Annotated in this window: 18 protein-coding genes, 1 tRNA gene and 1 pseudogene; 9 read left to right on the forward strand and 11 right to left on the reverse strand. The window is 71.4% G+C overall.

Translation table 11 applies throughout. From position 1 onward, the window contains the following. Positions 1–230: 230 nt before the first annotated feature. From AB0E67_RS06535 to AB0E67_RS06550, 4 genes are all read right to left on the reverse strand, one after another. Positions 231–2180, reverse strand: a complete 1950-nt coding sequence (locus AB0E67_RS06535; RefSeq protein ID WP_362021830.1) for a TerD family protein — start codon at positions 2178–2180, stop codon at positions 231–233. Between the two features lie 194 nt (positions 2181–2374). Further along, a complete protein-coding gene (locus AB0E67_RS06540) occupies positions 2375–2953 on the reverse strand; it encodes a TerD family protein (protein ID WP_073788639.1) in 579 nt (192 codons plus the stop codon). A 132-nt stretch (positions 2954–3085) separates the two neighbouring features. Next, positions 3086–5200: an excinuclease ABC subunit UvrB gene (gene uvrB / locus AB0E67_RS06545; RefSeq protein WP_362021833.1), complete on the reverse strand. Its 2115-nt coding sequence runs from the start codon at positions 5198–5200 to the stop codon at positions 3086–3088. Between the two features lie 93 nt (positions 5201–5293). Then, positions 5294–6181, reverse strand: coding sequence for an MHYT domain-containing protein (locus tag AB0E67_RS06550; RefSeq protein ID WP_362021836.1), 888 nt, complete (start codon positions 6179–6181; stop codon positions 5294–5296). 448 nt (positions 6182–6629) lie between these two features. Here AB0E67_RS06550 and AB0E67_RS06555 point away from each other — a divergent pair, with 448 nt between their 5' ends. The 3 genes from AB0E67_RS06555 (at position 6630) to AB0E67_RS06565 (ending at position 9785) form a co-directional block, all read left to right on the forward strand. Continuing rightward, positions 6630–7457, forward strand: coding sequence for a glycerophosphodiester phosphodiesterase family protein (locus AB0E67_RS06555; RefSeq protein ID WP_362023510.1), 828 nt, complete (start codon positions 6630–6632; stop codon positions 7455–7457). A 160-nt stretch (positions 7458–7617) separates the two neighbouring features. Beyond that, positions 7618–8160, forward strand: a complete 543-nt coding sequence (locus AB0E67_RS06560) for a methylated-DNA--[protein]-cysteine S-methyltransferase (RefSeq protein ID WP_362021839.1) — start codon at positions 7618–7620, stop codon at positions 8158–8160. Positions 8161–8465: 305 nt separating this feature from the next. Further along, positions 8466–9785 carry an MFS transporter gene (locus AB0E67_RS06565; protein ID WP_362023513.1) on the forward strand — a complete coding sequence of 440 codons (1320 nt, stop codon included), beginning with the start codon at positions 8466–8468 and terminating at the stop codon, positions 9783–9785. 247 nt (positions 9786–10032) lie between these two features. On the opposite strand, the gene AB0E67_RS06570 is transcribed toward AB0E67_RS06565, so the two are convergent. Beyond that, a complete protein-coding gene (locus AB0E67_RS06570) occupies positions 10033–10395 on the reverse strand; it encodes a cupin domain-containing protein (RefSeq protein WP_073788646.1) in 363 nt (120 codons plus the stop codon). A 170-nt stretch (positions 10396–10565) separates the two neighbouring features. Here AB0E67_RS06570 and AB0E67_RS06575 point away from each other — a divergent pair, with 170 nt between their 5' ends. Beyond that, on the forward strand, positions 10566–11567 hold the full coding sequence (locus AB0E67_RS06575; RefSeq protein WP_362021842.1) for a pseudouridine-5'-phosphate glycosidase: 1002 nt from the start codon (positions 10566–10568) through the stop codon (positions 11565–11567). A gap of 310 nt (positions 11568–11877) precedes the next feature. Next, on the forward strand, positions 11878–12840 hold the full coding sequence (locus tag AB0E67_RS06580) for a sugar kinase (RefSeq protein WP_362021845.1): 963 nt from the start codon (positions 11878–11880) through the stop codon (positions 12838–12840). A 115-nt stretch (positions 12841–12955) separates the two neighbouring features. On the opposite strand, the gene AB0E67_RS06585 is transcribed toward AB0E67_RS06580, so the two are convergent. The 3 genes and pseudogenes from AB0E67_RS06585 to AB0E67_RS06595 all read right to left on the reverse strand — a co-directional run bounded on the left by AB0E67_RS06585 (position 12956) and on the right by AB0E67_RS06595 (position 15443). Then, the gene (locus tag AB0E67_RS06585; RefSeq protein WP_362021848.1) at positions 12956–13603 is read right to left on the reverse strand and encodes a uridine kinase; all 648 of its coding nucleotides are present in this window, start codon (positions 13601–13603) and stop codon (positions 12956–12958) included. A gap of 275 nt (positions 13604–13878) precedes the next feature. Further along, positions 13879–14352 (reverse strand): annotated as a pseudogene (locus AB0E67_RS06590) (cupin domain-containing protein). A 356-nt stretch (positions 14353–14708) separates the two neighbouring features. Further along, positions 14709–15443, reverse strand: coding sequence for a helix-turn-helix domain-containing protein (locus AB0E67_RS06595; protein ID WP_362021851.1), 735 nt, complete (start codon positions 15441–15443; stop codon positions 14709–14711). Positions 15444–15529: 86 nt separating this feature from the next. Here AB0E67_RS06595 and AB0E67_RS06600 point away from each other — a divergent pair, with 86 nt between their 5' ends. Further along, entirely contained in the window at positions 15530–16741 is a 1212-nt protein-coding gene (locus AB0E67_RS06600; RefSeq protein ID WP_362021854.1) for a pyridoxal phosphate-dependent aminotransferase, read from the forward strand. A 13-nt stretch (positions 16742–16754) separates the two neighbouring features. Then, a complete protein-coding gene (locus AB0E67_RS06605) occupies positions 16755–17435 on the forward strand; it encodes a peptidase (protein ID WP_362021857.1) in 681 nt (226 codons plus the stop codon). 306 nt (positions 17436–17741) lie between these two features. On the opposite strand, the gene AB0E67_RS06610 is transcribed toward AB0E67_RS06605, so the two are convergent. From AB0E67_RS06610 to AB0E67_RS06620, 3 genes are all read right to left on the reverse strand, one after another. Continuing rightward, a tRNA-OTHER gene (locus AB0E67_RS06610) sits at positions 17742–17827 on the reverse strand. 31 nt (positions 17828–17858) lie between these two features. Next, positions 17859–18590, reverse strand: a complete 732-nt coding sequence (locus AB0E67_RS06615) for a hypothetical protein (RefSeq protein WP_362021859.1) — start codon at positions 18588–18590, stop codon at positions 17859–17861. Between the two features lie 371 nt (positions 18591–18961). After that, positions 18962–19489 (reverse strand): HXXEE domain-containing protein, encoded by a 528-nt coding sequence (locus tag AB0E67_RS06620; protein WP_362021861.1) that lies wholly within the window; start codon positions 19487–19489, stop codon positions 18962–18964. A gap of 82 nt (positions 19490–19571) precedes the next feature. Between AB0E67_RS06620 and AB0E67_RS06625 the strand changes: the two genes are divergently transcribed. After that, the gene (locus AB0E67_RS06625; protein ID WP_362021864.1) at positions 19572–20195 is read left to right on the forward strand and encodes a TetR/AcrR family transcriptional regulator; all 624 of its coding nucleotides are present in this window, start codon (positions 19572–19574) and stop codon (positions 20193–20195) included. Between the two features lie 144 nt (positions 20196–20339). Continuing rightward, entirely contained in the window at positions 20340–20648 is a 309-nt protein-coding gene (locus AB0E67_RS06630) for a hypothetical protein (RefSeq protein WP_362021866.1), read from the forward strand. The last annotated feature ends 73 nt before the right edge of the window (positions 20649–20721 follow it).

Consider the following 20721-nt stretch of genomic DNA (forward strand, 5'->3'; position numbering starts at 1 on the left):
CTCTTCCGCCCGGGCGCGCGATGCGCACCAGGACCGGCGCCCCGGGACCGGTCAGGGTCCGTACTGACGGGAACGCCGCGTGTGGGAGTACTCCCCTCCGCCCAAGAAACAGTACAGGAAACACCAAAGGGAGGTAAAGAGATAGCTAAAGAATCACCAAAACACCAGGTCGGAGGCGGTGTGAAGGAGAGTGGGGCGGTGTGGTCAGAGGCCGCTCGGGGCGCCTCGGCTCAGCGGCGCCAGGTACGGCGGGCCGCGGCCACCTGGGCCAGGACGTCGTCGAGCACCCGGCTGCCGGGCGGCACCCTGAGCGGCTCGTACGTCCAGGCGTGACCCACCCAGGGGTCGGCCAGGTGGTCGTCGGCGACCGGGGTGAGCCGGAGCAGCGAGCGCCACAGCGGGTCGAGCACCGGCCCGTAGGCGGCGGCGTCCTCGCGATCCGCGACCATCAGCAGATGGACGCCGACCGAGGGCCCCTCGTCGGCCAGGTAGCGCAGCTGGGTGACGGCCCGGTCGTCGAAGCCGTGGGGGAAGTCGTTGACGATCAGCAGGTGCTGGCCGGTGTCCACGTCCGGCGGCAGCGAGTCGGCGGCACCCGCGCGGATGGCCATCTGGACCAGGTCCACGCGCCGGGTGAGCCGGGTGAGGACCGAGGTGACCCCGCCGGGGCCTGCGGCGGGCGGCTCGACGAGCGCCCCGGACCGCACCAGCGGGGCGAGCGGTCCGGCCGCCGCGCCCGCGGGGTCGATGACGTGCACGGAGAACTCGTCGGCCGGGTACACGGCCAGCAGCCGGGCCGCGTGCGCGACGGCGCTCTCCACGGCCAGACGGCGCAGTTGCCCGGTGTCCGCCAGGGCCGCCGCCCCGGACGCCGTACGGCCGCTGTCGACCCAGATGCCGCGCTCCAGCGGGAGCCGTACCAGCAGCGGGATGCGCAGACCGGTGGCCTCGGGCAGATGGAGGTCGCCGATCCGCAGTGCCATGGGGATCTCCATCGGGACGCGGTAGGCGTGCCAGACGGGGTTGTCCCATCCCGCGTACGCGGTGGGGAGCGCGGGTTCCACCACGGCGGCTTCGGCGGTGAGCTGCGCGATGTCGCGGTCGAGTGCCTCCTTCGCCCGGGAGGTGAGTTCGTCGCGCTTGGCACGGGCCTGTTCACGGGCCCGGTCCCCGGCGCCACCGATCCGGTTGCGCGGGTCGGACAGCGTCCGGTCGAGTTCCTGGTCCATGCGGGACTCGGCGAATTCGACGGCGCTGCGGTACGCGGCGGTGGTGCGGGCCAGGTCTTCGAACATGCCCCAGATCTGGTTGTAGAGGCGCTCCTCCATGGACCAGCCGGTGGCGTCCCCGGCGACGGGCTGGGCGGGGCTGCCGGGCGCGGCGGGCGGCGCGGTGGGAGGGGGCGGCGGGGGTGCGGAGGTCTGGCGGCGCGGGTGGGTGTAGTCGACGGGGCCGCCCGTGGCGGCGGTGCCCGGCGGCGGAGCGGGCTGGGTGAGTGGCTCGGCCCCGGGGGTCGTGGGCGGTGCGGCAGGCACCGGGGGGACGTCCGGGGCCGGTGCGGGGCGCGGGCAGTGGCCGACGCGATCACCGTCCGGGGTACGGGGCGGGGGCGGTGCGACCGTGCGGGCCGTCGCGCGGGTGACGGCGTCCTGGATCGAGTGGGCCAGCTCGGCCGCCCCGTTCAGGCCCTGGTCGGCGAGCATGGCGGCGAGGCCGCCCGCGTAGCCCTGACCGACGGCGCGGACCTTCCAGGCGCCCTGGCGGCGGTAGAGCTCCAGGGCCGCGACGGCCGATTCGGTGTCGAGCCCGGTGAGGGTGAAGGTGGCGATCTCGTCGCCGTCGAGCCCGGTGACCGCGACGAAGGGCGCGGCGACCGCGCCGAAGCGGACCGGGCCGCCGATGCCCGTGGGCAGGGCCAGCAGCACGGTGATCCGGTGCACCTGGGCCGGCACGGCGTCGAGGTCGGCGGCGAGCCGGTGACCGGCGGCGGCCTGACGGGGCACTTCGAGCCCGGGCAGCCGGGGCGCGCCGGGATGGGCGACCCACTCTGCGCCGTGGACGGTGCCGTTCTCGTCGGCGAGCGTGACACCTGCCACGACGGGCGTGCCGGCCGATACCCGGATCTCCAGTCGGGTCTGGGGCAAGGTGTGGTTCTGCCCCCGGACCAGCTCGGCCGTCATTGCCCTGTCCCCTCGACGAGTTGCTGCTGCGCTGTGCGGTGTCGCCCGGTGCCGTGCGGCATCATGTGGTGCAGCTCCCGGCGGCCGTTGCCTCCGGGAGCTGCGCGTATCCCTGTCGGCCGGCTGGTCCGGCCGTGCTCACGAACCCGGGGCGGACAAGGAGCGGGAGCTCCGCCCCCTGCCGCCCCAGGTCGTTACAGATGCGGCAGGATCGCCGGCATCAGGTCCTGGAAGGTACGGCCGTTGGCCGGGTTGCCGAGGGCGGTCATCTGCCACCCGTTCCCCGAACGGTGCACCTTCGCCATGATCTGGGCGGTGTACTGCCCGCCGCCGTCCAGCGTGTAGCGGGCGAGCTCCTGCCCGTTGGTCTCGTCGACGAGGCGGCAGAAGGCGTTCTGCACCTCCTGGAACGTCTGGCCGGTGAAGGAGTTCACCGTGAAGACGATCTGGTCGATGTGGACCGGCACGCGCTGGAGGTCGACGAGGATCGCCTCGTCGTCGCCTCCCGAACCGGCGCCTCCGACCAGGTTGTCCCCGGTGTGCTTGACCGATCCGTCGTCACTGACGAGGTGACGGAAGAAGACCACGTCGACCGGCTGCTTGTCGGCGAACAGCACCGCCGACGCATCGAGGTCGATCTCCCGCGTGCGCGAACCGAACAGGCCGCGGCGCGGTGCCGCCTGCCAGCCGAGCCCCATCCGCACCGCGGTCAGGGTTCCCCCGTCGCTCTTCTGCAGGCTGATGGCCTGGCCCTTGGTCATATTGACCGTCACGCGCTGTCCCCTCTCGGCTTGCCCCGCAACCATCCGTGCGCGGTGTTCTCAGCACCCTACGCAGTCGCACTGACAACGAGGCCGCTTGAGGTGTTTTTGTGTCGGTCCTGCAACACATCGACCGCATGGCGGTCAGGCGAGACCCGCTTCCCGCATCTGGCGCAGCTCCTTCTTCAGCTCGCCGACCTCGTCGCGCAACCGGGCCGCCACCTCGAACTGCAGGTCCGCGGCGGCCGCCCGCATGCGTTCGGTCATCTCCTCGATGATTCCGGCGAGTTCGGTGGCGGGGCGGTCGGTGACCACGGCGGCGGCCTTCTTCCCGGAGCCGGACGCCTTGGCACCGAGTGCGGGGACAGGGGCCTTGGCCCCCTTGGCCTGGCGGTAGCCGGTGCCGAGCAGCTGCTCGGTGTCGACCTCCTCGCGGGCGATCGTCGCGACGATGTCGTTGATCTTCTTGCGCAACGGCTGGGGGTCGATGCCGCGCTCGGTGTTGTAGGCGATCTGCTTCTCGCGGCGACGGTTGGTCTCGTCGATGGCCTGCGCCATCGCCGGGGTGATCGTGTCCGCGTACATGTGGACCTGCCCCGACACGTTGCGGGCGGCGCGCCCGATGGTCTGGATCAGGGACGTGCCCGAGCGCAGGAAGCCCTGCTTGTCCGCGTCGAGGATGGCGACGAGCGACACCTCGGGGAGGTCGAGGCCCTCTCGCAGGAGGTTGATGCCGACCAGGACGTCGTACTCGCCGGAGCGCAGCTCGCGCAGCAGCTCGACACGGCGCAGGGTGTCCACGTCGCTGTGGAGGTAGCGGACCTGGATGCCGAGCTCCAGGAAGTAGTCGGTGAGGTCCTCGGCCATCTTCTTGGTGAGGGTGGTGACGAGGACGCGTTCGTCCCTCTCGGTGCGCTTGCGGATCTCGTGCACCAGGTCGTCGATCTGACCCTCGGTGGGCTTGACCACGACCTCCGGGTCGACGAGGCCGGTGGGACGGATGATCTGCTCCACGAAGCCGTCGCTCCGGGACAGCTCGTACGTTCCGGGGGTGGCCGAGAGGTAGACCGTCTGGTTGATCCGGCCCAGGAACTCCTCCCACTTCAGCGGACGGTTGTCGAGCGCGGAGGGCAGCCGGAAGCCGTGGTCGACGAGGGTGCGCTTCCGGGACGCGTCGCCCTCGTACATGGCACCGATCTGCGGCACGGTGACGTGCGACTCGTCGAGGACGAGGAGGAAGTCCTCGGGGAAGTAGTCGAGAAGGGTGTTGGGGGCGGTCCCGGGCGAGCGGCCGTCGAAGTGCATCGAGTAGTTCTCGACGCCGGAGCAGGTGCCGATCTGCCGGAGCATCTCGATGTCGTACGTGGTACGCATCCGCAGGCGCTGGGCCTCCAGCATCTTGCCCTGCTTCTCCAGCTCGGCGAGGCGCTCCTCCAGCTCCCGCTCGATGCCGTTGACCGCCTTCTCCATGCGCTCGGGGCCCGCGACGTAGTGGCTGGCGGGGAAGACGTGGAGGGACTGGTCCTCGCTGATCACCTCGCCGGTGAGCGGGTGGAGGGTGGAGAGCGCCTCGATCTCGTCGCCGAACATCTCGATGCGGACGGCGAGCTCCTCGTAGACCGGGAAGATCTCGATGGTGTCGCCGCGGACCCGGAACGTGCCGCGGGTGAACGCGAGGTCGTTGCGGGTGTACTGGATCTCGACGAAGCGGCGCAGCAGCTCGTCGCGGTCGATCTCGTCGCCGACCTTGAGCGGAACCATCCGGTCCACGTACTCCTGCGGCGTACCGAGGCCGTAGATGCAGGAGACGGAGGCGACCACGACGACATCGCGCCGGGTGAGCAGCGAATTCGTCGCGGAGTGGCGCAGCCGCTCGACCTCCTCGTTGATCGAGGAGTCCTTCTCGATGTAGGTGTCCGACTGGGGGACGTACGCCTCGGGCTGGTAGTAGTCGTAGTACGAGACGAAGTACTCGACGGCGTTGTTGGGCAGGAGCTCACGGAACTCGTTCGCCAGCTGGGCGGCGAGCGTCTTGTTCGGCGCCATCACGAGGGTGGGGCGCTGCAGCTTCTCGATCATCCAGGCGGTGGTCGCCGATTTGCCGGTGCCGGTCGCGCCGAGCAGGACGACGTCCTTCTCGCCCGCGCGGATGCGCCGGTCCAGCTCGGCGATGGCCGCGGGCTGGTCGCCGCTGGGCTGGTAGGGACTGACGACCTCGAAAGGCGCCACCGTACGTTCGATCTTCGAAACGGGCCGCATGACACCACGGTACGACCCCCCACTGACAACCGGGTCGGCTCGGCCGTCACGCCGGTCACGGAACCCGCGGCCGACGCCGGGCCGGGGCCGGGGTCACCAGTCTCCGGGCGGTGCGGGGTCGCGCGGGCGGGAGTGGAACGAGGCCGGGTCGGCGTACGTGCCGAAGCTGGGGACCTGCCGCCGTGCCGGGGCTCCGGCCGGTCCGTCGGCCCCGCTCCCGGTCCTGGTGTCGTTCCAGTCCGGGGTGCCCATCACCATCAGGGGGTCGAACATCACGACGACGGCGGCGAGCAGCAGGAAGCAGCCGGGGCCGACCAGTAACGGCAGGAGGGGCACGGTCGAGCTGTCGGTGGCGGCGTCGCCGGTCAGGGCGGCCGGGTGCAGATGGACGCTGAGCGCGGCCATGCCCGTGTAGTGCATGCCGCTCACGGCGACGCCCATGACGACGCTGGCACCGAGACCGGCCAGGAAGCCCTGCACGGAGACGGCCGCCCAGAGCGCGGTCGTGGCGGCCACCACGGCGATGACGACGGAGAGCACCACGGTGAGCGTGTCGTACTCGAGCCGTCCCTCCAGTCGCATTCCGGCCATGCCCAGGTAGTGCATGGTGGCCATGCCGAGCCCGGTGATGGTGCCGCCGGTCACCAGCGCCATGCGGGTGGCGCGCCGGTATCCGACGACGAAGATGCCGACGGCGACCATGCCGATGACGACCGCGAGGCTGGCGAAGGTGATCGGCTTGTCGTAGCCGATGGTCACCCCGTCGATGGTGAAGCCCATCATCGCGACGAAGTGCATCGTCCATATGCCGGAGCCGATGGAGGTCGCGCCGAGGGCCAGCCAGCCCGCCTTGAAGGAACGCTCGGTGCGCAGCGAACGGGTCGTGCAGCGCAGCCCGAGGGCCGCGCCGAGACAGGCCATCAGAAAGGCCGCGACGGGCGTCACCGCGCCGTAGCTGAAACCATCGATCGTGCCCTGCATGCTCGTACGCCCTTCGCGGAAGCCCGGGTCCGGGGGTGACCCTAAGCCGCGAGGCCCGGCAAACAAACAGAAGAGCTGCATTTTATCGACACGGAGATCGGCCCGTGACCCGGTCCCGACGGCGGCCTCGGGTTGTGGCCGTCCTTCGTCTGTCGCCCGCCGGGTCACCACTGGCACTCTCGGCCCGTCCGTAACTCCGACGCGAGGAGTACACGTGCACGCACGTACCGCAACCGCCTTCGTCGCCGCCGTCCTGCTGGGCGTCGGCGCGCTGCCGATATCGGCGGCCGACGCGCGGACCACGGCCGACGCGCGGACCACGGGTGGGCCCACGGTCACAGCCGGCCCCACGGGAACGAGCCCGGTCACGGGTTTACGGGCCGGGGACGCCCGGACCCCCGTCACCGAACCGCTCAGCCCGGCCGCCTCGGCCCTCTCGACCGTCCCGATCGTCTCGGCTGCCTCGACCGTCTACACCGCTCCGGTCACCCCGGCCGACGCGGTCGCTCCGGTCGTCCTCGCCCACCGGGGTGCTTCGGCCTACGCTCCGGAGAACACCCTGGCCGCCGTCGACAAGGCCGACGCGCTCGGCTTCGACTGGGTGGAGAACGATGTCCAGCTGACCCGCGACGGCGTGCTGGTGGTCATGCACGACACCGATCTGACACGGACCACCGATGCCGAGGAGGTCTTCCCGGACCGTTCCCCCTGGGCGGTCAGGGACTTCACGGCGGCCGAGATCGCCCGACTGGACGCGGGCAGCTGGTTCGGTCCGCAGTTCACCGGCACCCGGGTGCCGACCCTCACGCAGTACCTGGAGCGCGTCGAGCGCAACGACCAGAAGCTGCTGCTGGAGATCAAGAGCCCGGAGATCTACCCGGGGATCGAGAAGGAGACCCTTCGGGTGCTGCGCCAGAAGGGGTGGCTCGACCGCGCGCACGTCAGGAAGAGGCTCGTCGTCCAGAGCTTCGGCGCAGACAGCGTGAAGCGGGTGCACCAGCAGCGACCGGACGTCACGACCGGCTTCCTCGGGACGCCTCCGGTGGCCGACCTGCCCTCGTACGCGACGTTCACCGATCAGATCAACCCCTCGTTCACGTCGGTCTCGGCGGACTACGTGGAGGCGGTGCACGCCCTGAAGGGCGCCCACGGCAAGGCGCTCCGGGTCAACACCTGGACGGTCGACGACGCGACGAACGCGGTGAGGGCGGCGGGCTTCGGTGTCGACGGGATCATCACGAACAGGCCGGACGTCGTGCGCGAGGCAACGGGCTGACGGCGGCGCGCAGCCGCGGGCGGCGGCACGCACGCTCGTTGGCGGGGCGCGCGGTTGTCCGCGGCGCGCGTCGGCGGCCCACGGTCCGCCGGGCCGGGGCCGGGGGCGGTGTCAGCCGGGCCGGAGGCCGGTGTCAGTGGTCGGTCGTACGGTGGCTCCCATGAACAGCAACGGGGTTGTCGAGTGGGCCGTCGTCGAGAGCGACATCGGCCCGCTGCTGCTCGCCGCGACCGGTACGGGTCTGGTGAACGTGGTGTTCCACGCCCGCCCCGAGGTGCGGGAGAAGGCACTCGCACAGTTGCGGGCGCGGCTCGGTGCGGAACCGGTGGAAAATCCCGGTTCCGCACGGCTCGCCGGGCCGATACGCGAGCTCGCGGCGTATTTCGCGGGTTCGTCGCGGGAGTTCTCGCTCGAACTGGACTGGTCGCTGACCTCCGGCTTCAACCGCCAGGTGCTGCGCGAACTGGCGGTGGGCGTGCCGTACGGGACCGTCGTCGGCTACGGCGACCTGGCCGCGCGCGTGGGACAGCCGGGGGCGGCACAGGCGGTGGGGGCGGCCATGGGTTCCAATCCGCTGCCGGTGGTGGTGCCGTGCCACCGGGTGGTGGAGAGCGACGGCGGGCTGGGCGGGTTCGGCGGCGGGCTCGACACCAAGCGGGAGCTGCTGGCCCTCGAAGGCGTGCTGCCGCAGCCGCTGTTCTGACGTCCTGGCGCGGGCCGCCACCTTCTGCTCACGTGCTCCGGCGCGCCCCTGCTCCGGCACTCCTGAACGGCTGGCTCCCGTGCTTCGCTCCGGGCGGGTGAGGCCGCGCGCCCTGCCGTACGCCGTACGGGGCCCGATCGCGCACGTCCCCGTTCCACGCCCGCGTCGCACGGTCGTATTTCGTACCTGGTGCGGGCTGGCACACTGCGTCAGTGACCAACCCCCTCGATGCTCCTGACACATCCACCCGGCCCGCCCGGTCCGCCCGGTCCGCGGACCGGGTCTCCGCGGGCGATCTTCCCGCGCTGCGACGCAGAACGTCCGCCGTGCTGATAGCCAGCCAGATACTCGGCGGCCTCGGCGTGCCCATCGGTATCGCGCTGGCACCGGTCCTGGCCTCCGAGGTGAGCGGTTCCGAGGCCCTGTCGGGTCTGGCCCCGACCGCGTCGGTGGCGGGCACCGCGCTGCTCTCGCTGCCATTGGCGGCGCTGATGACCTCGCGCGGCCGGCGCCCCGGTCTCGTGCTCGCGTATCTGATCGGTGCCCTCGGCGCGGGGCTCGTGGTCGCGGCGACCGTCGTGGAGAACTTTCCGCTGCTGCTGTTCGGGATGGCCGCGTTCGGTGCCGGATCCTCGGCCAATCTGCAGGCCCGGTTCGCCGCCGCTGATCTGGTCGAGCCGGACCGCCGGGGGCGGGCGATCTCCACCGTCATCTGGGCCACGACCATCGGCTCGGTTCTCGGCCCGAACATCGCGGCCCCGGTGGGGCGGCTCTTCCGCGGCACGGCGATATCCGAGCATGCGGGCCCGTTCTTCTTCGCGGCCGCGATCTTCCTGTTCGCCGCCCTCCTCGTCGCGGTGCTGTTGCGACCGGACCCGCTGCTGACCGCTCGGGCCCTGGCTCCGCAGGGCGACACGTCGCCCGCGGGCCGGTCGCTGCGGGCCGGATTCGCTGCGGTCCGGGGATCGGCGAGGGCGCGCCTGGCTCTGGTGACGGTGGCCGTGTCGCACACCGCGATGGTGTCGATCATGGTGATGACGCCCGTCCACCTGGGCCACCACGGCGCCGGACTCCAACTGATCGGGCTCGTCATCAGCGGCCACATCGCGGGGATGTACGCGTTCTCCCCGGTGATGGGCTGGCTGTCCGACCGGTTCGGCCGACTGGCCGTGATCGGTCTGGCGATCGGGCTGCTCTTCTGCGCCGCGCTTCTGGCCGGCACCGCGGGTGCCAGCCACGGCCGGACCGCTGCGGGCCTGTTCGTGCTGGGCCTGGGCTGGTCGGCCGGGCTGGTCTCCGGTTCGGCGCTGCTCACCGATTCCGTACCGCAGCCCGCCCGCGCCGCCGTGCAGGGGCTTTCGGACCTGACCATGAACACGGCGGCGGGCGTCGGCGGCGCCATCGCCGGGCTGATCGTCGCCCGGGCGGGCTACGGCTGGCTGAACGCGGTGGCGGCATGCCTGCTGCTCCCGCTCGCGGCGATGGCACTGCGCCGGTCCCTCGCCCGGCCCGCCGCGCACGAAGCACCCGGGACGCCGACCCCCGACGCGCCCGGTACTCCGGCGCCCGGCACGTCGGCGCCCACGACAACCGCGGCACCCGTGCCGCCCGCCACCGAGCTCTGACGTCACACCGAAACGATCGCCGACGCCTCGGAGGCGCCCGTGAAGCCTCACGAGCGGAGCGACCTCACGTTCCGGGCGCCCTCGCGGTCGGTGCGAGGGCGCCACGGGCGGTGCGAGGTCACCATCGGTACGGCTTCGACCGAAGCGTCGGGGGTGGCCGCCGATCCATCAGCAACTTCAGAGGCTTCAGCGGCTCCAGGGGCTCCAGGGGCTCCAGGGGCTCCAGGGGCTTCAGGCTTCAGAGGCTTCAGAGGCAGATGTGGTACGCCTTGCGCAGCGTCTCGTGCACGGTCCACGTCGTACGGTCGCCCTCACGCAGTACGCAGGCGTCCCCCGGCCCGATCTCCAGCGTCGCCCCGCCCTCGACCGCCACGGTGGCCCGGCCGCTGACGACCACGAACAGTTCGTCGGCCTCCGTGTCGGTGACGACGCCGGGCGTGATCTGCCAGATGCCTCGCACCTGCTTGCCGTCGGGCGATTCCCACAGGACCTTGCCCGTCACGACAGGTTCGCCCGAGACGATCTGAGCAGGGTCGAGCGGTTCGGGTTCGAGTTCCGCGTCCGGGATGTGCACGACGAACGAGGCCGGAGACTGATCATGTGTAGTCATGGCCGGTCACCATAGCGGCCCCTTCCCGACGTTTCGCCACCAGGATCGAAAGCTTCTCGCCACCAGGGCCGGAAGAGCGCCCGAAGAGCACGCGCATGGGGAGGCCGGAGCGTCCGTACGTTTGAGGACGGCACGTTTGAGGACGACACACCCGCGACAGGGATGTGGACATGTCATTGACTGCGTCGGACGCCGCGCACCCCTACACCCCCGTCCTCTCCACCGAGGTACGGGCGGCTCTCGCCACGCACCAGCCCGTCGTCGCCCTGGAATCGACGATCATCGCCCACGGCCTGCCGCGTCCCCGCAACCTGCGGGTCGCCGAAGAGCTCGAAGGACTGGTGCGGGCCGCGGGCGCGGTCCCCGCCACGATCGCCGTGCTCGACGGAAGGGCCCACATCGGCCTGGACGAGGACGCGCTGGAACGGGTCGCCACCGATCCGGCGATGCGCAAACTGGGCCACCGCGATCTCGCCCCGGCCCTGGCGACGGGTGCGAGCGGGGCGACGACCGTGTCCGCGACGGCGTTCCTCGCCGCCCGCGGCGGACTGCGTGTCTTCGCGACCGGCGGGCTCGGGGGCGTCCACCGGGAATGGACACGGACCCAGGACGAGTCGGCGGACCTGCGGCTCCTCGCACGGACCGGCATCACGGTGGTGTGCGCGGGGGTGAAGTCGATCCTGGATGTCCCCGCCACCTTGCAGCGGCTGGAGACGCTGGGTGTCGGGGTCCTCGGCTACGGCACCGAACACTTCCCCGGCTTCTACCTGCACAGTTCGGGCGAACCGGTCGACTGGACGGTGCGGACGCCCGAGGAGGTCGCGGAGGTGATGCGGGCCCAGGACGCGCTGGACGGCCCCGCCTCCGCACTGATCGTCGCCAACCCCGTGCCCGTACGGGACCAACTGGATCCCGGGCTTCACGACCGCGTGCTGGCGGAGGCCCTCGACGCCTGCCGGGAGCGCGGCATCGTGGGCCAGGCCGTCACCCCCTTCCTGCTGGACAGGCTGATGCGACGGACCGAGGGGGCCTCGTTGGAGGCGAATCTGGCGGCCGTACGCGGAAACGTGTCGCTCGCCGCCCGGATCGCCACCGCCTGGACGGCCCGCGCACACGACACGGCGGAGCACTCCGACGACCGGAACACGTCGCGCCGCGACGGTACGCAGTGAACGGAGCCGGACCGAGAGGTACGGGGAACGTCGCCGGACCAGGAGGCACGAGAAAAGCGGCCGGACCGGAAGGTGACGCGGCGGGCCCCGGAGGTACGGGAAGCGCCGCGCGTCGGACGGCGCGAGCGACAGGACCGGTCCGGAACGCGCGAGGTCCGGAGCCGGACCGGGACGTGCGGGAGTCCCCGCCGTGCCGACGCCCACGGGTCCCGGTACCGCGTCGACGACCATGGGTTCCCGCGCCGTGCCGACGCCCGTGGGTTCCCGCGCCGTGACGGCGCCCACGGGTCCCGGTACCGCGTCGACGACCATGGGTTCCCGCGCCGTGCCGACGCCCGTGGGTTCCCGTGCCGTGACGGCGCCCGACGGCCGGTCGACGGCCCGCGGCGGGCTTCTCGTCATCGGAGACGTGGTCACCGACGTGGTGGCACGGCACACGAAGGAGCTGGCCCGCGGTACGGACACCGCCGCCCTGATCCGCACCCTGCCGGGCGGCGCGGGCGCCAACGTCGCCTGCTGGGCGGCGCGTTCGGGCTGTTCCGACGTACGGCTGCTGGCACGGGTCGGCGCCGACAGCGCGGCCTGGCACCGGGAGGCGCTGCGCCGGGCGGGCGTGCGCTGCCTGCTGGCCGTCGACGACGAGGCACCGACCGCCACCGTCGTCGCCCTCGTCGACTCCACCGCCGAGCGCACCTTCCTCACCGACAGCGGCGCCGTGCTGCGCCTCTCCCCCGGCGACTGGTCGCCGTCGATGCTCGACGGAATCGGTCATCTCCACCTCTCCGGGTACCTCCTCTTCGCCGCGACGAGCAGGGCGACCGTTCTGCTCGCGCTGCGGGAGGCACGACGGCGGCGGATCACGGTGAGCGTCGACCCGGCCTCGGCCGGATTTCTCGCCGAACTGGGCGTGGACCGTTTCCTGACCGCGGTGGAGGGCGTGGACCTGTTGCTGCCCAACACGGACGAGGCCCACCTGCTCACCGGGTTCACGGAACCGGCGGACGCCGCGGTCGAGTTGAGCCTCCGGGTGCCCCGGGTGGTCGTCACGCTCGGCGAGGGCGGCGCGCTGCTGGCCGTGTCGGGCACGGTGACGAGGCGCATTCCGGCCGTTCCGGTACAGGGGGCGGTGGACTCGACGGGCGCGGGCGACGCGTTCACCGGCGGCCTCCTCGCTGCCCTGCTGTCGGGGGCTGACGACGCCTCGGCCGTGGCGGCGGGCTGTCGTTCGGGGGCCGAGGCGGTCACCAGGGTGGGCGGCCGCCCGGGCCCGTGAAGGCTGACCGACGACCGGGTGGGGCGCGGTGTCGAACGGCCGGACCCGCGAAGGCTGCCCGCGGACCGGGACGTGAGTGCCCCGCCGTCGCCGGGTGGCTCCCGCCCGCCACTCGTCACTCGTTCCGCCGCCATCCGGTCCACGCGGGGCGCAGCGGGTCGTCGGCCCGTACCACCGCGTCCGCACGATCGCCGGGCGCCACCTCTTCCTCGTACCGCGCGAACGCGGGCAGGGTCCAGCGCCCGCCCTCCTCGGTGCGCCGCCGCAGCGCGCCCGGCGACAACCGAAGATGGACGCTCAGGTCGAACGGGAACCAGTGCCCCAGCAGCAACGGACCGTGCACCACCAGCACGCCTCCCTCGGGCAGGAGCCGGTACGGGCTGCGCGTGGCCCGGTCCGTCACGGGATCCCACAGGTCGGGCAGCACGCGCCCGCTGCCGTCCGCCTCCAGCGGACCGAGCACCTCGCGCCACAGCGCGCCCGTGTCGAACCAGCCGCTGTAGTACGAGTCGGGGTCCTCCTTGCCGTACTCGTACCGGAGGCTCGCCGGCCGGAGGAATCCCTCGGTCGACACGACGAGCACCGCACGTCCCCGGACCCGCAGAGCCTCTGCGACCTTCTGCGCCAGCTCACCCGTGCGGGCCGCCGGAGCCCCGTCGACGGCGATCCTCGTCCAGGGGCCGGCACCGGCCGGCTCCAGGCCGTCGGCACGCGCGGCGAACGACTCGGCCAGCCGCTCCCAGGTGATCGCTTCGAATCGCATCACGCGGAATCGCATCACGCCGGAGGCCGTCACGTCGAGCCCCGTCCCTTCCGGTCCCGTCGGGTCCAGCCCCGTCGCTTCCGGTCACATCGAGTCCGGTCCCGTCGCTTCCGGTCACGCGGAGTCCGATCGCGTCGAGTACGTCCCGTCGGATCGCATCGCATCGCATCACTTCGAACCACGCGCCACCGTCATCGCTCCCGCTCGGTGCGCCGGACCCGGTCGTTGCACGGGACGCGCGAACACGCCGCGCCGGATCCCCCTCGGACGCGCCACTACGTCGTGCCGCAGTCCGGCGCCTCGGCGTCGTCGGAGAGCTCGCTGCCCCCGGGGCAGCAGGTAGGTCACCCACAGCACCACCGGCTCCGACCCCAGGTTGCGCCCGATATGGCGGTGACGGGCTCCGGAGGGCTCGATGAACGACGAACCGGCGGACGTCGCCTCGACCGAGCAGTCGTGCAGCGTGCGCGTCAGCGTCCCGGACTTGACGACGGCGATCAGCTGACCGCAGTGGGTGTGCCAGCCTGTGGAACCGCCGGGCTCGACCGTGATGGTCGGAAGGTCACATCGGTACGGCCGTCGGGGGTCTTCACCTTCAGCTTCCCCTCCGACGTGCCCTTCGCGACCACCGTGCCACTCACACCACTGCCCGGGGTGGCCACGGCCGACGACGACGCGAACCCGAGCACGGCCACGCAGCCGCCCGTGACCAGGACCCGGGCAAGGCGTGCTCCTCGTCCCCGTCGCATCCACGCTCCCGTACGGCCGCGCCGTCCTTCGCTTCCCGGCCGTCCGCCGGTTGTGCGCTGTCCGCCGATCCTCACGTACGACTCCTCGCCTCGGCATCCGGAAGCCGCAACGCTCCGAGCGCATCAGCACGTGAGTACACCGGGCACATCAGCACACCGGGGCGCGCCGACCGCTCCGGACGTACCGACCACTCCGGACGCGTCGGCCATCCGGAGGCTTCCTGGGTCCTTCGAACGCCCCCACGCTACCCACCTGTTGCCCCACCGAACCCCCTCGTCCGCCGAGCCCCACGGGCCGCCGCCCGCGCACCCTCGAACGCGTCCACGCCGGAACCGCACCGCGTCCGGCCCGCCGTTCACTCCCCGCGGAGTTCGGCGGCGAGCGGTCCGTCGCCGGTCACCTCGGCGCGCCCGTTCCCGACCGCCTCGGCGAGGGTCAACTCGCCCCGCGCGAGCGCGAGACACACTTCGACGTCGAGCGCGATGCGGGCATCTGCACGGGCGGCCGGGCCGTCCCCGTACACCGTCGCATCGACCGACGGGTCCCTCGCACCGCCGTCCACGTCCGCGGTGCCGCCTCCCGCACCGCGCCCCGCGCCGGGCGTCCCGCCACCGGCACGCACATGGAACTCCCCTTCGTCCAGGCGGACTTCGACAACCCCCGCATGCGTCGTCCCGTCCAGGACGCGCAACAACGGCAGCGCGAACCAGTGCGCCCGTACGGCATCGGTGGGCCGCCGTTCGTCGAGCGCGGGCGCCCCCCATTCGGCGAGCGCGGAGAGCACGGGCAGCAACCCGCGGCCGCGTTCCGTCAGTTCGTACACCGAGGCCGCGGCGGGCGGCGGAAGCCGGCGGCGGGTGGCCAGGCCGTTCTGTTCCATGTCCTTGAGCCGGGAGGCGAGGACGTCCGTACTGACGCCCGGCAGGTCCGCGTGGAGGTCCGTGTAGCGGCGCGGTCCCGCGAGCAGTTCACGGACGATCAGCAGGGTCCACCGGTCGCCCACGGAATCGAGGGAGCGTGCGGCGGCACAGAACTGGTCGTAACTCCGGCGGCGGGGCGGACGCGTTGCGGCTTGCTGCTGACGTGGCATGCGACGCAGTCTAGACATGTTGTTGGACTTTCCAAGCCCGAGCTTGGTAAAACCAAGTATCGCAATCAGGTCGGGGAGGCCACCGCATGGAATTCCGGCAGTCCAGCAAGCTCGACGAGGTCTGTTACGAGATCCGGGGCCCGGTCATCGAGCACGCCAACGCCCTGGAGGAGGCGGGCCACAGCGTGCTCCGCCTCAACACCGGCAACCCCGCGCTGTTCGGTTTCGAGGCGCCCGAGGAAGTCGTCCAGGACATGATCCGGATGCTTCCGCAGGCGCACGGCTACACCGACTCGCGCGGCATCCTCTCCGCGCGCCGAGCGGTGGTGCAGCGCTACCAGGCGATGGGACTGACGGATGTCGGCGTCGACGACGTCTTCCTCGGCAACGGCGTCTCCGAGCTGATCTCCATGGCCGTCCAGGCACTGCTGGAGGACGGTGACGAGGTCCTCGTCCCGTCTCCCGACTACCCGTTGTGGACGGCGGTGGTGACCCTCGCGGGCGGCAAGGCGGTGCACTACGCCTGCGACGAGGCCTCGGACTGGAATCCCGACCTGGAGGACATGGCCTCGAAGATCAGCGACCGCACCAAGGCCGTAGTGATCATCAATCCGAACAACCCGACCGGCGCCGTCTATCCGCGCGAGCTCCTCGAAGGCATCCTCGATCTGGCGCGCAGGCACGGCCTGATGGTGTTCGCCGACGAGATCTACGACCAGATCCTCTACGACGACGCCGAGCACCACACCGTGGCGTCCCTCGCCCCCGACCTGCTCTGCCTCACGTTCAGCGGCCTGTCGAAGACGTACCGCGTCGCGGGCTTCCGCTCCGGCTGGCTGGTGATCTCCGGCCCCCAGCAGCACGCCCGCGGCTATCTGGAGGGGCTCACCACCCTCGCTTCCATGCGCCTGTGCCCCAACGCGCCGGCGCAGTACGCCATTCAGGCGGCGCTCGGTGGCCGGCAGTCGATCCGGGAACTGGTCGCGCCCGGCGGCAGACTGCACGAGCAGCGGAACCGGGCCTGGGAGAAACTGAACGAGATCCCCGGTGTGTCGTGCGTGAAGCCGAAGGGTGCGCTGTACGCGTTCCCGCGCATCGACCCGAAGGTGCATCCGATCGTCGACGACGAGAAGTTCGTCCTGGACCTGCTGCTGCGGGAGAAGATCCAGGTCGTACAGGGCACGGGCTTCAACTGGCCGCGGCCCGACCACTTCCGGATCCTGACGCTCCCGTACGCTGACGACCTCGACGCGGCCATCAGCCGCATCGGCCGCTTCCTGACCGGATACCGCCAGTGATCGGATGCCCCTGGTGACCTGCTCCGCATGCCGTGTTCCCGTCCTCACCCAGTTCGCCTCGCCCGACCTCGTCGGACCGATCGTCGAAGGCGGGGTCGATCCGGCGACGGACCCTGCCTGGGCGGAGTCGGGTGCCGCGTCACGGGACGAGTACGCGCGCTGGTCCGGTCATCTGTGCGGTATGACCTGCCTGCGCATGGTGCTCGGCACCGGGGCCCCGTCCCTGTTCGCGCTGCGCGACGGGGCGGTCCGGTACGGCGCGTACACACAGGACGCGGAGGGTGTGATCCGGGGGCTGGTCTACGCCCCGTTCGCGGAATACGCCCGGGAGGTGCACGGCCTCGACGCCACGGTCCACCGTCCCTTGTCGTCGCGGGAGATCCTCGACCTGCTGGACGGCGGCCGTACGGTCCTGGCATCGGTGCACTACGGCATCCGGAGGCCGGAACTGTCTCCTCCGGGACGGGGCGGGCACCTGGTACTGCTGACGTCCCGTACGGCCGACGGCACCGGCGTCCACTTCCACAACCCGTCCGGCACGACGGCCGGAACGCGCGCCGCGGACCTTTCCCTGCCCGACTTCGAGCGATTCTTCGCGGGGCGCGGTGTGTCGCTGGGGGCACGCGACACCCCGTCGGCGGGGTGCGGTGCGCCGAAGGTGGTGCGTGTGCGGCGGGACGCACCGCACACGTGATCAGGAACGGGAGCGGGCCCGGAGGCGTAGCCGGCCCCCGGGCCCTGAGAGTGCCACCCATGCGGCACGCCGACACTTTTAAGAACCCGCGTCAGGTTTATGTCGTCGCGTCCTGCCTTTAGACCATCGGAGACCGAAGCTCTCCGAGCCGGAGTCGAACCGGCATTTCGACGCCCATGGGCACGGGCCCGAGCGATTCGGCGATGGGTGGCGAATGCTGAGCCTGGAGCAAGAGTCTGAGATTGATCGCGGTCTGCCTCTGCCAGTTGGGCCACCCCGGCCCGTTGGTGCGACGGGCGCACCGAGTGCCGGGGGGAGGACTCGAACCTCCACTGGAACCGCGTCGTCACGACAAGCCTCAGTTTCAGCTTGCGCTCCTCGCGCACCCCGGCCGTAGTGGACGGCCGGGGAGTCCATGGTCGGTCACCCGAAGAGGTAACCGAATATCGCATCACCCACCCGCTGGTCGGTGACGTCCACGCCGTTGGCCTCCTCACGGGCGAACTTCACGGCCTGCTGGAGCTTCTCCACCCGGTCCAGCAGTTCGTTGACGCGCCGCGCGGGGAGGGCACCGGAGAACTTCACGGTCGTCCAGTAACCGATCGGAACGTCCTCGTAGTACACCTCGACCTGCGCCGGGTGCTTGTCGGTCGCCTCCGCCTTCACGTGGTTGCGGGGAACCTTCTTCGTACGGAGCGTCCGCACCGGCTCGGTCTTCCAGGAGTCCGTCGACGGGTCCTGGACCCACGCCTCGGCGGCATCGAGCACCGGGAGCTTGCGGACGAACGTGTTGATGTCCGTCAACTGCTTCTCCAGGAAGAGCAGATACGACACCGGCACGTCGCTCACGAGCACCTGCCCGTCGACCTTCACGTCCGCACGGGCGGTGCAGTTCGCCCAGTCCTTCGTGGCGGTCACATCGAAGAGGCGGGTCAGCGTCGTCGCGGTCTGCCTCAGCACGTCCTCGGCCTTGACCTGCACCAGGGTCGACTCGGGCGGCAACTGCTCGCCCTCCTCGTCCTTCGGCTGGTAGGTCCGGGAGATACCGGCCAGCAGACCGGTCTTCTGAAGGCCGTGATGCGCCGCCGTCAGGTCCTGGTGTGCCTTGGACTTGACGCCCTTCTCCACTGCGATGATCTGATTGAGTTTCGCCACGTCGAGAAAGTTAGCAGCGTCAAGTCCGCGACTGCCACGGGTTTCCCGCACCTTCGTTCGAAGGACTTACGTCCCTCGCGACCGGCTCAGGACCGGCATGGGACCGCCGTCGGCTTGCGCGCCGGGGCTGCCCGTCGGTCCGCTGTCGGGCCCGCCCGTCGGTCCACCGTCGGCGATGATCAGGGTGTGCCTGCGAGGCCTTCGGTCCGGTCGGCCAGGGCGGCAGTGAGGTCGACCTCGACCAACTGGCCGGGGAAGCCCGGGCACGCGACACCCAGCAGCGTGCCCGTGCCCCGGCCCGCCGGGCCCCGCCCCTCCCTCGATCGCCACCTGTCCGTGGGCACGAGCGGACTCCCACCCGTGCCGGGCCCTCATCCGCCCGGACGCGTGATCCTGCGTGCCAGCACGTGGGCGCCCGCGACGACCGCCGGAAGCAGCACCGGTGCCACCGCCGAAACGCGGGCGGCGCCGATCCCGATGCCGGCCGCCTTCAGCCGTCGCGCCGCCCAGAGCGAGTACGGGACGACCACGGTCGGCGCCGTGGCGACGCCCGGTGTGTAACCGCGGTACGCCAGCGACTGGGCCACGTGCGCGACTCCGTGCAGCCCGAACCCGGCGAGCACGGTACGGAAGAACGGGCTCCGCCCGCCGGTGCGCGCACCGTCCGCCGAGGCCGCGGCCACGACCGCACCCACGAGGCCGATGGCGACGCCGACTTCACGCCGCGAGAGGTCCATCCGCGCCCAGACCCGTTCGGGCACCCTCGGAAACCGTTCCCGGAGTCGGGGGCGGGCGGAGCGCGCCCATCCCGCCATGGTGACCAACTCCTCCAGATCATTGGCCACCCAGGCGGCGAGCAGCCCCCAGGTCACCGCCTTCGAAACCCTTGCCTCCGCCATGTCGGCCCCCCTGCCTCGCAGTACGATGACGGCATCACCTTATAGCGCAACGCAACGTTGCGTTGCATTTCGAGGAGTACTCATGGCCGACCCGACCGTGGTCCGTCGCCGCGGCAAGGGCCCGCGCGCTGCCGAGGCGATCTTCGGCACCACGCTGCGCCATCTCGCGGAGCGCGGCTACGCCGGTCTCACCATCGAGGCCGTCGCCCAGGACGCCGGGGTCAACAAGACGACGATCTACCGCTGGTGGCCGTCGAAACCCGCACTGCTGCGGGCGGCCCTGGTCCACGCCCGGGCCCTGGACGTCGACATCCCCGACACGGGCAGCCTGCGCGGTGACCTCGTCGCCCTGACCGAGCAGATCATCGCCCTGCTCACCGACGGGCGCACCGAATCGGTCGCGCGCGCCCTGACCTCCGGCACCGGCCTGCCGGACGACGAACTCGCCGCCCTCACCCGCGATTTCTTCGCCGACCGCTTCTCCCGCGAGCAGCCGGTGTTCGTCCGCGCCACCGCCCGCGGCGAACTTCCGGAGCACGCCGACCCGATGCTGCTGCTCGATCTGGTCGCGGGCGCGGTGTGGATGCGGGTGCTGCTGCGCCGCGAACCGCCGCCGCCCGGCTTCGCACAGGACATCGTCGACGCGGTACTGCCCCGAGCCGAGGGCGGGCGGGCTCGCCGGAGCGACGGAAGGCCGCCGCGCTGAAGGCGGACGGGGCAGCGGTCGAGGCAGCGGTCGAGGCAGCGGTCGGGTAACGTGCCGCGACCGCGTCCGGGACGATTCCCGGGCGCGGATCTCAGGCTCGGATCTCTGGCACGGATCTCTTACACGGAACGGGGAGCGATACGCATGGGTGCGCCGGTACGCCACTACACAGCCACGACGTCCGACGGGCAGGTGTTCACGGTCGATGTGGAGCGCGACTTCCGGTACGACCCGTACCGTGACTTCCTCGTCTGCACGCACTGCGACTGGTCGCCGTCGCTCCTGACCATGAAGAGGATCGATGACATGGCCTGGGAGCACCTGGCTTCGGCGCACGGCGCGAACCGCGCCGCGTCCTGGCAGGAGGACGAGTCGTTCCGCAAAGCGCGGCTGATCGTACTGCCGCTCGTCGCCGTCCTGCTGGTCGTCCTCCTCATCATCGCCACGAGCTGAGGGCCGGCATCGCCACGAACTGAACGCCGTCATCGCCACGAGCTGAAGGCCGGATCCGGGGCACGGCTTCGCA

This window comes from Streptomyces sp. NPDC032161 (assembly GCF_040636995.1).
Classification (GTDB): Bacteria; Actinomycetota; Actinomycetes; order Streptomycetales; family Streptomycetaceae; genus Streptomyces.

What these genes read in the sequence shown, in the direction of transcription:
- AB0E67_RS06535 (WP_362021830.1), bottom strand. Translation starts at nt 2,180, where the DNA reads ATGACGGCCGAGCTGGTCCGGGGGCAGAACCACACCTTGCCCCAGACC.
- uvrB (WP_362021833.1), bottom strand. Translation starts at nt 5,200, where the DNA reads ATGCGGCCCGTTTCGAAGATCGAACGTACGGTGGCGCCTTTCGAGGTC.
- AB0E67_RS06550 (WP_362021836.1), bottom strand. Translation starts at nt 6,181, where the DNA reads ATGCAGGGCACGATCGATGGTTTCAGCTACGGCGCGGTGACGCCCGTC.
- AB0E67_RS06560 (WP_362021839.1), top strand. Translation starts at nt 7,618, where the DNA reads ATGAACAGCAACGGGGTTGTCGAGTGGGCCGTCGTCGAGAGCGACATC.
- AB0E67_RS06570 (WP_073788646.1), bottom strand. Translation starts at nt 10,395, where the DNA reads ATGACTACACATGATCAGTCTCCGGCCTCGTTCGTCGTGCACATCCCG.
- AB0E67_RS06575 (WP_362021842.1), top strand. Translation starts at nt 10,566, where the DNA reads ATGTCATTGACTGCGTCGGACGCCGCGCACCCCTACACCCCCGTCCTC.
- AB0E67_RS06580 (WP_362021845.1), top strand. Translation starts at nt 11,878, where the DNA reads ATGGGTTCCCGCGCCGTGCCGACGCCCGTGGGTTCCCGTGCCGTGACG.
- AB0E67_RS06585 (WP_362021848.1), bottom strand. Translation starts at nt 13,603, where the DNA reads ATGCGATTCGAAGCGATCACCTGGGAGCGGCTGGCCGAGTCGTTCGCC.
- AB0E67_RS06595 (WP_362021851.1), bottom strand. Translation starts at nt 15,443, where the DNA reads ATGCCACGTCAGCAGCAAGCCGCAACGCGTCCGCCCCGCCGCCGGAGT.
- AB0E67_RS06600 (WP_362021854.1), top strand. Translation starts at nt 15,530, where the DNA reads ATGGAATTCCGGCAGTCCAGCAAGCTCGACGAGGTCTGTTACGAGATC.
- AB0E67_RS06620 (WP_362021861.1), bottom strand. Translation starts at nt 19,489, where the DNA reads ATGGCGGAGGCAAGGGTTTCGAAGGCGGTGACCTGGGGGCTGCTCGCC.
- AB0E67_RS06625 (WP_362021864.1), top strand. Translation starts at nt 19,572, where the DNA reads ATGGCCGACCCGACCGTGGTCCGTCGCCGCGGCAAGGGCCCGCGCGCT.
- AB0E67_RS06630 (WP_362021866.1), top strand. Translation starts at nt 20,340, where the DNA reads ATGGGTGCGCCGGTACGCCACTACACAGCCACGACGTCCGACGGGCAG.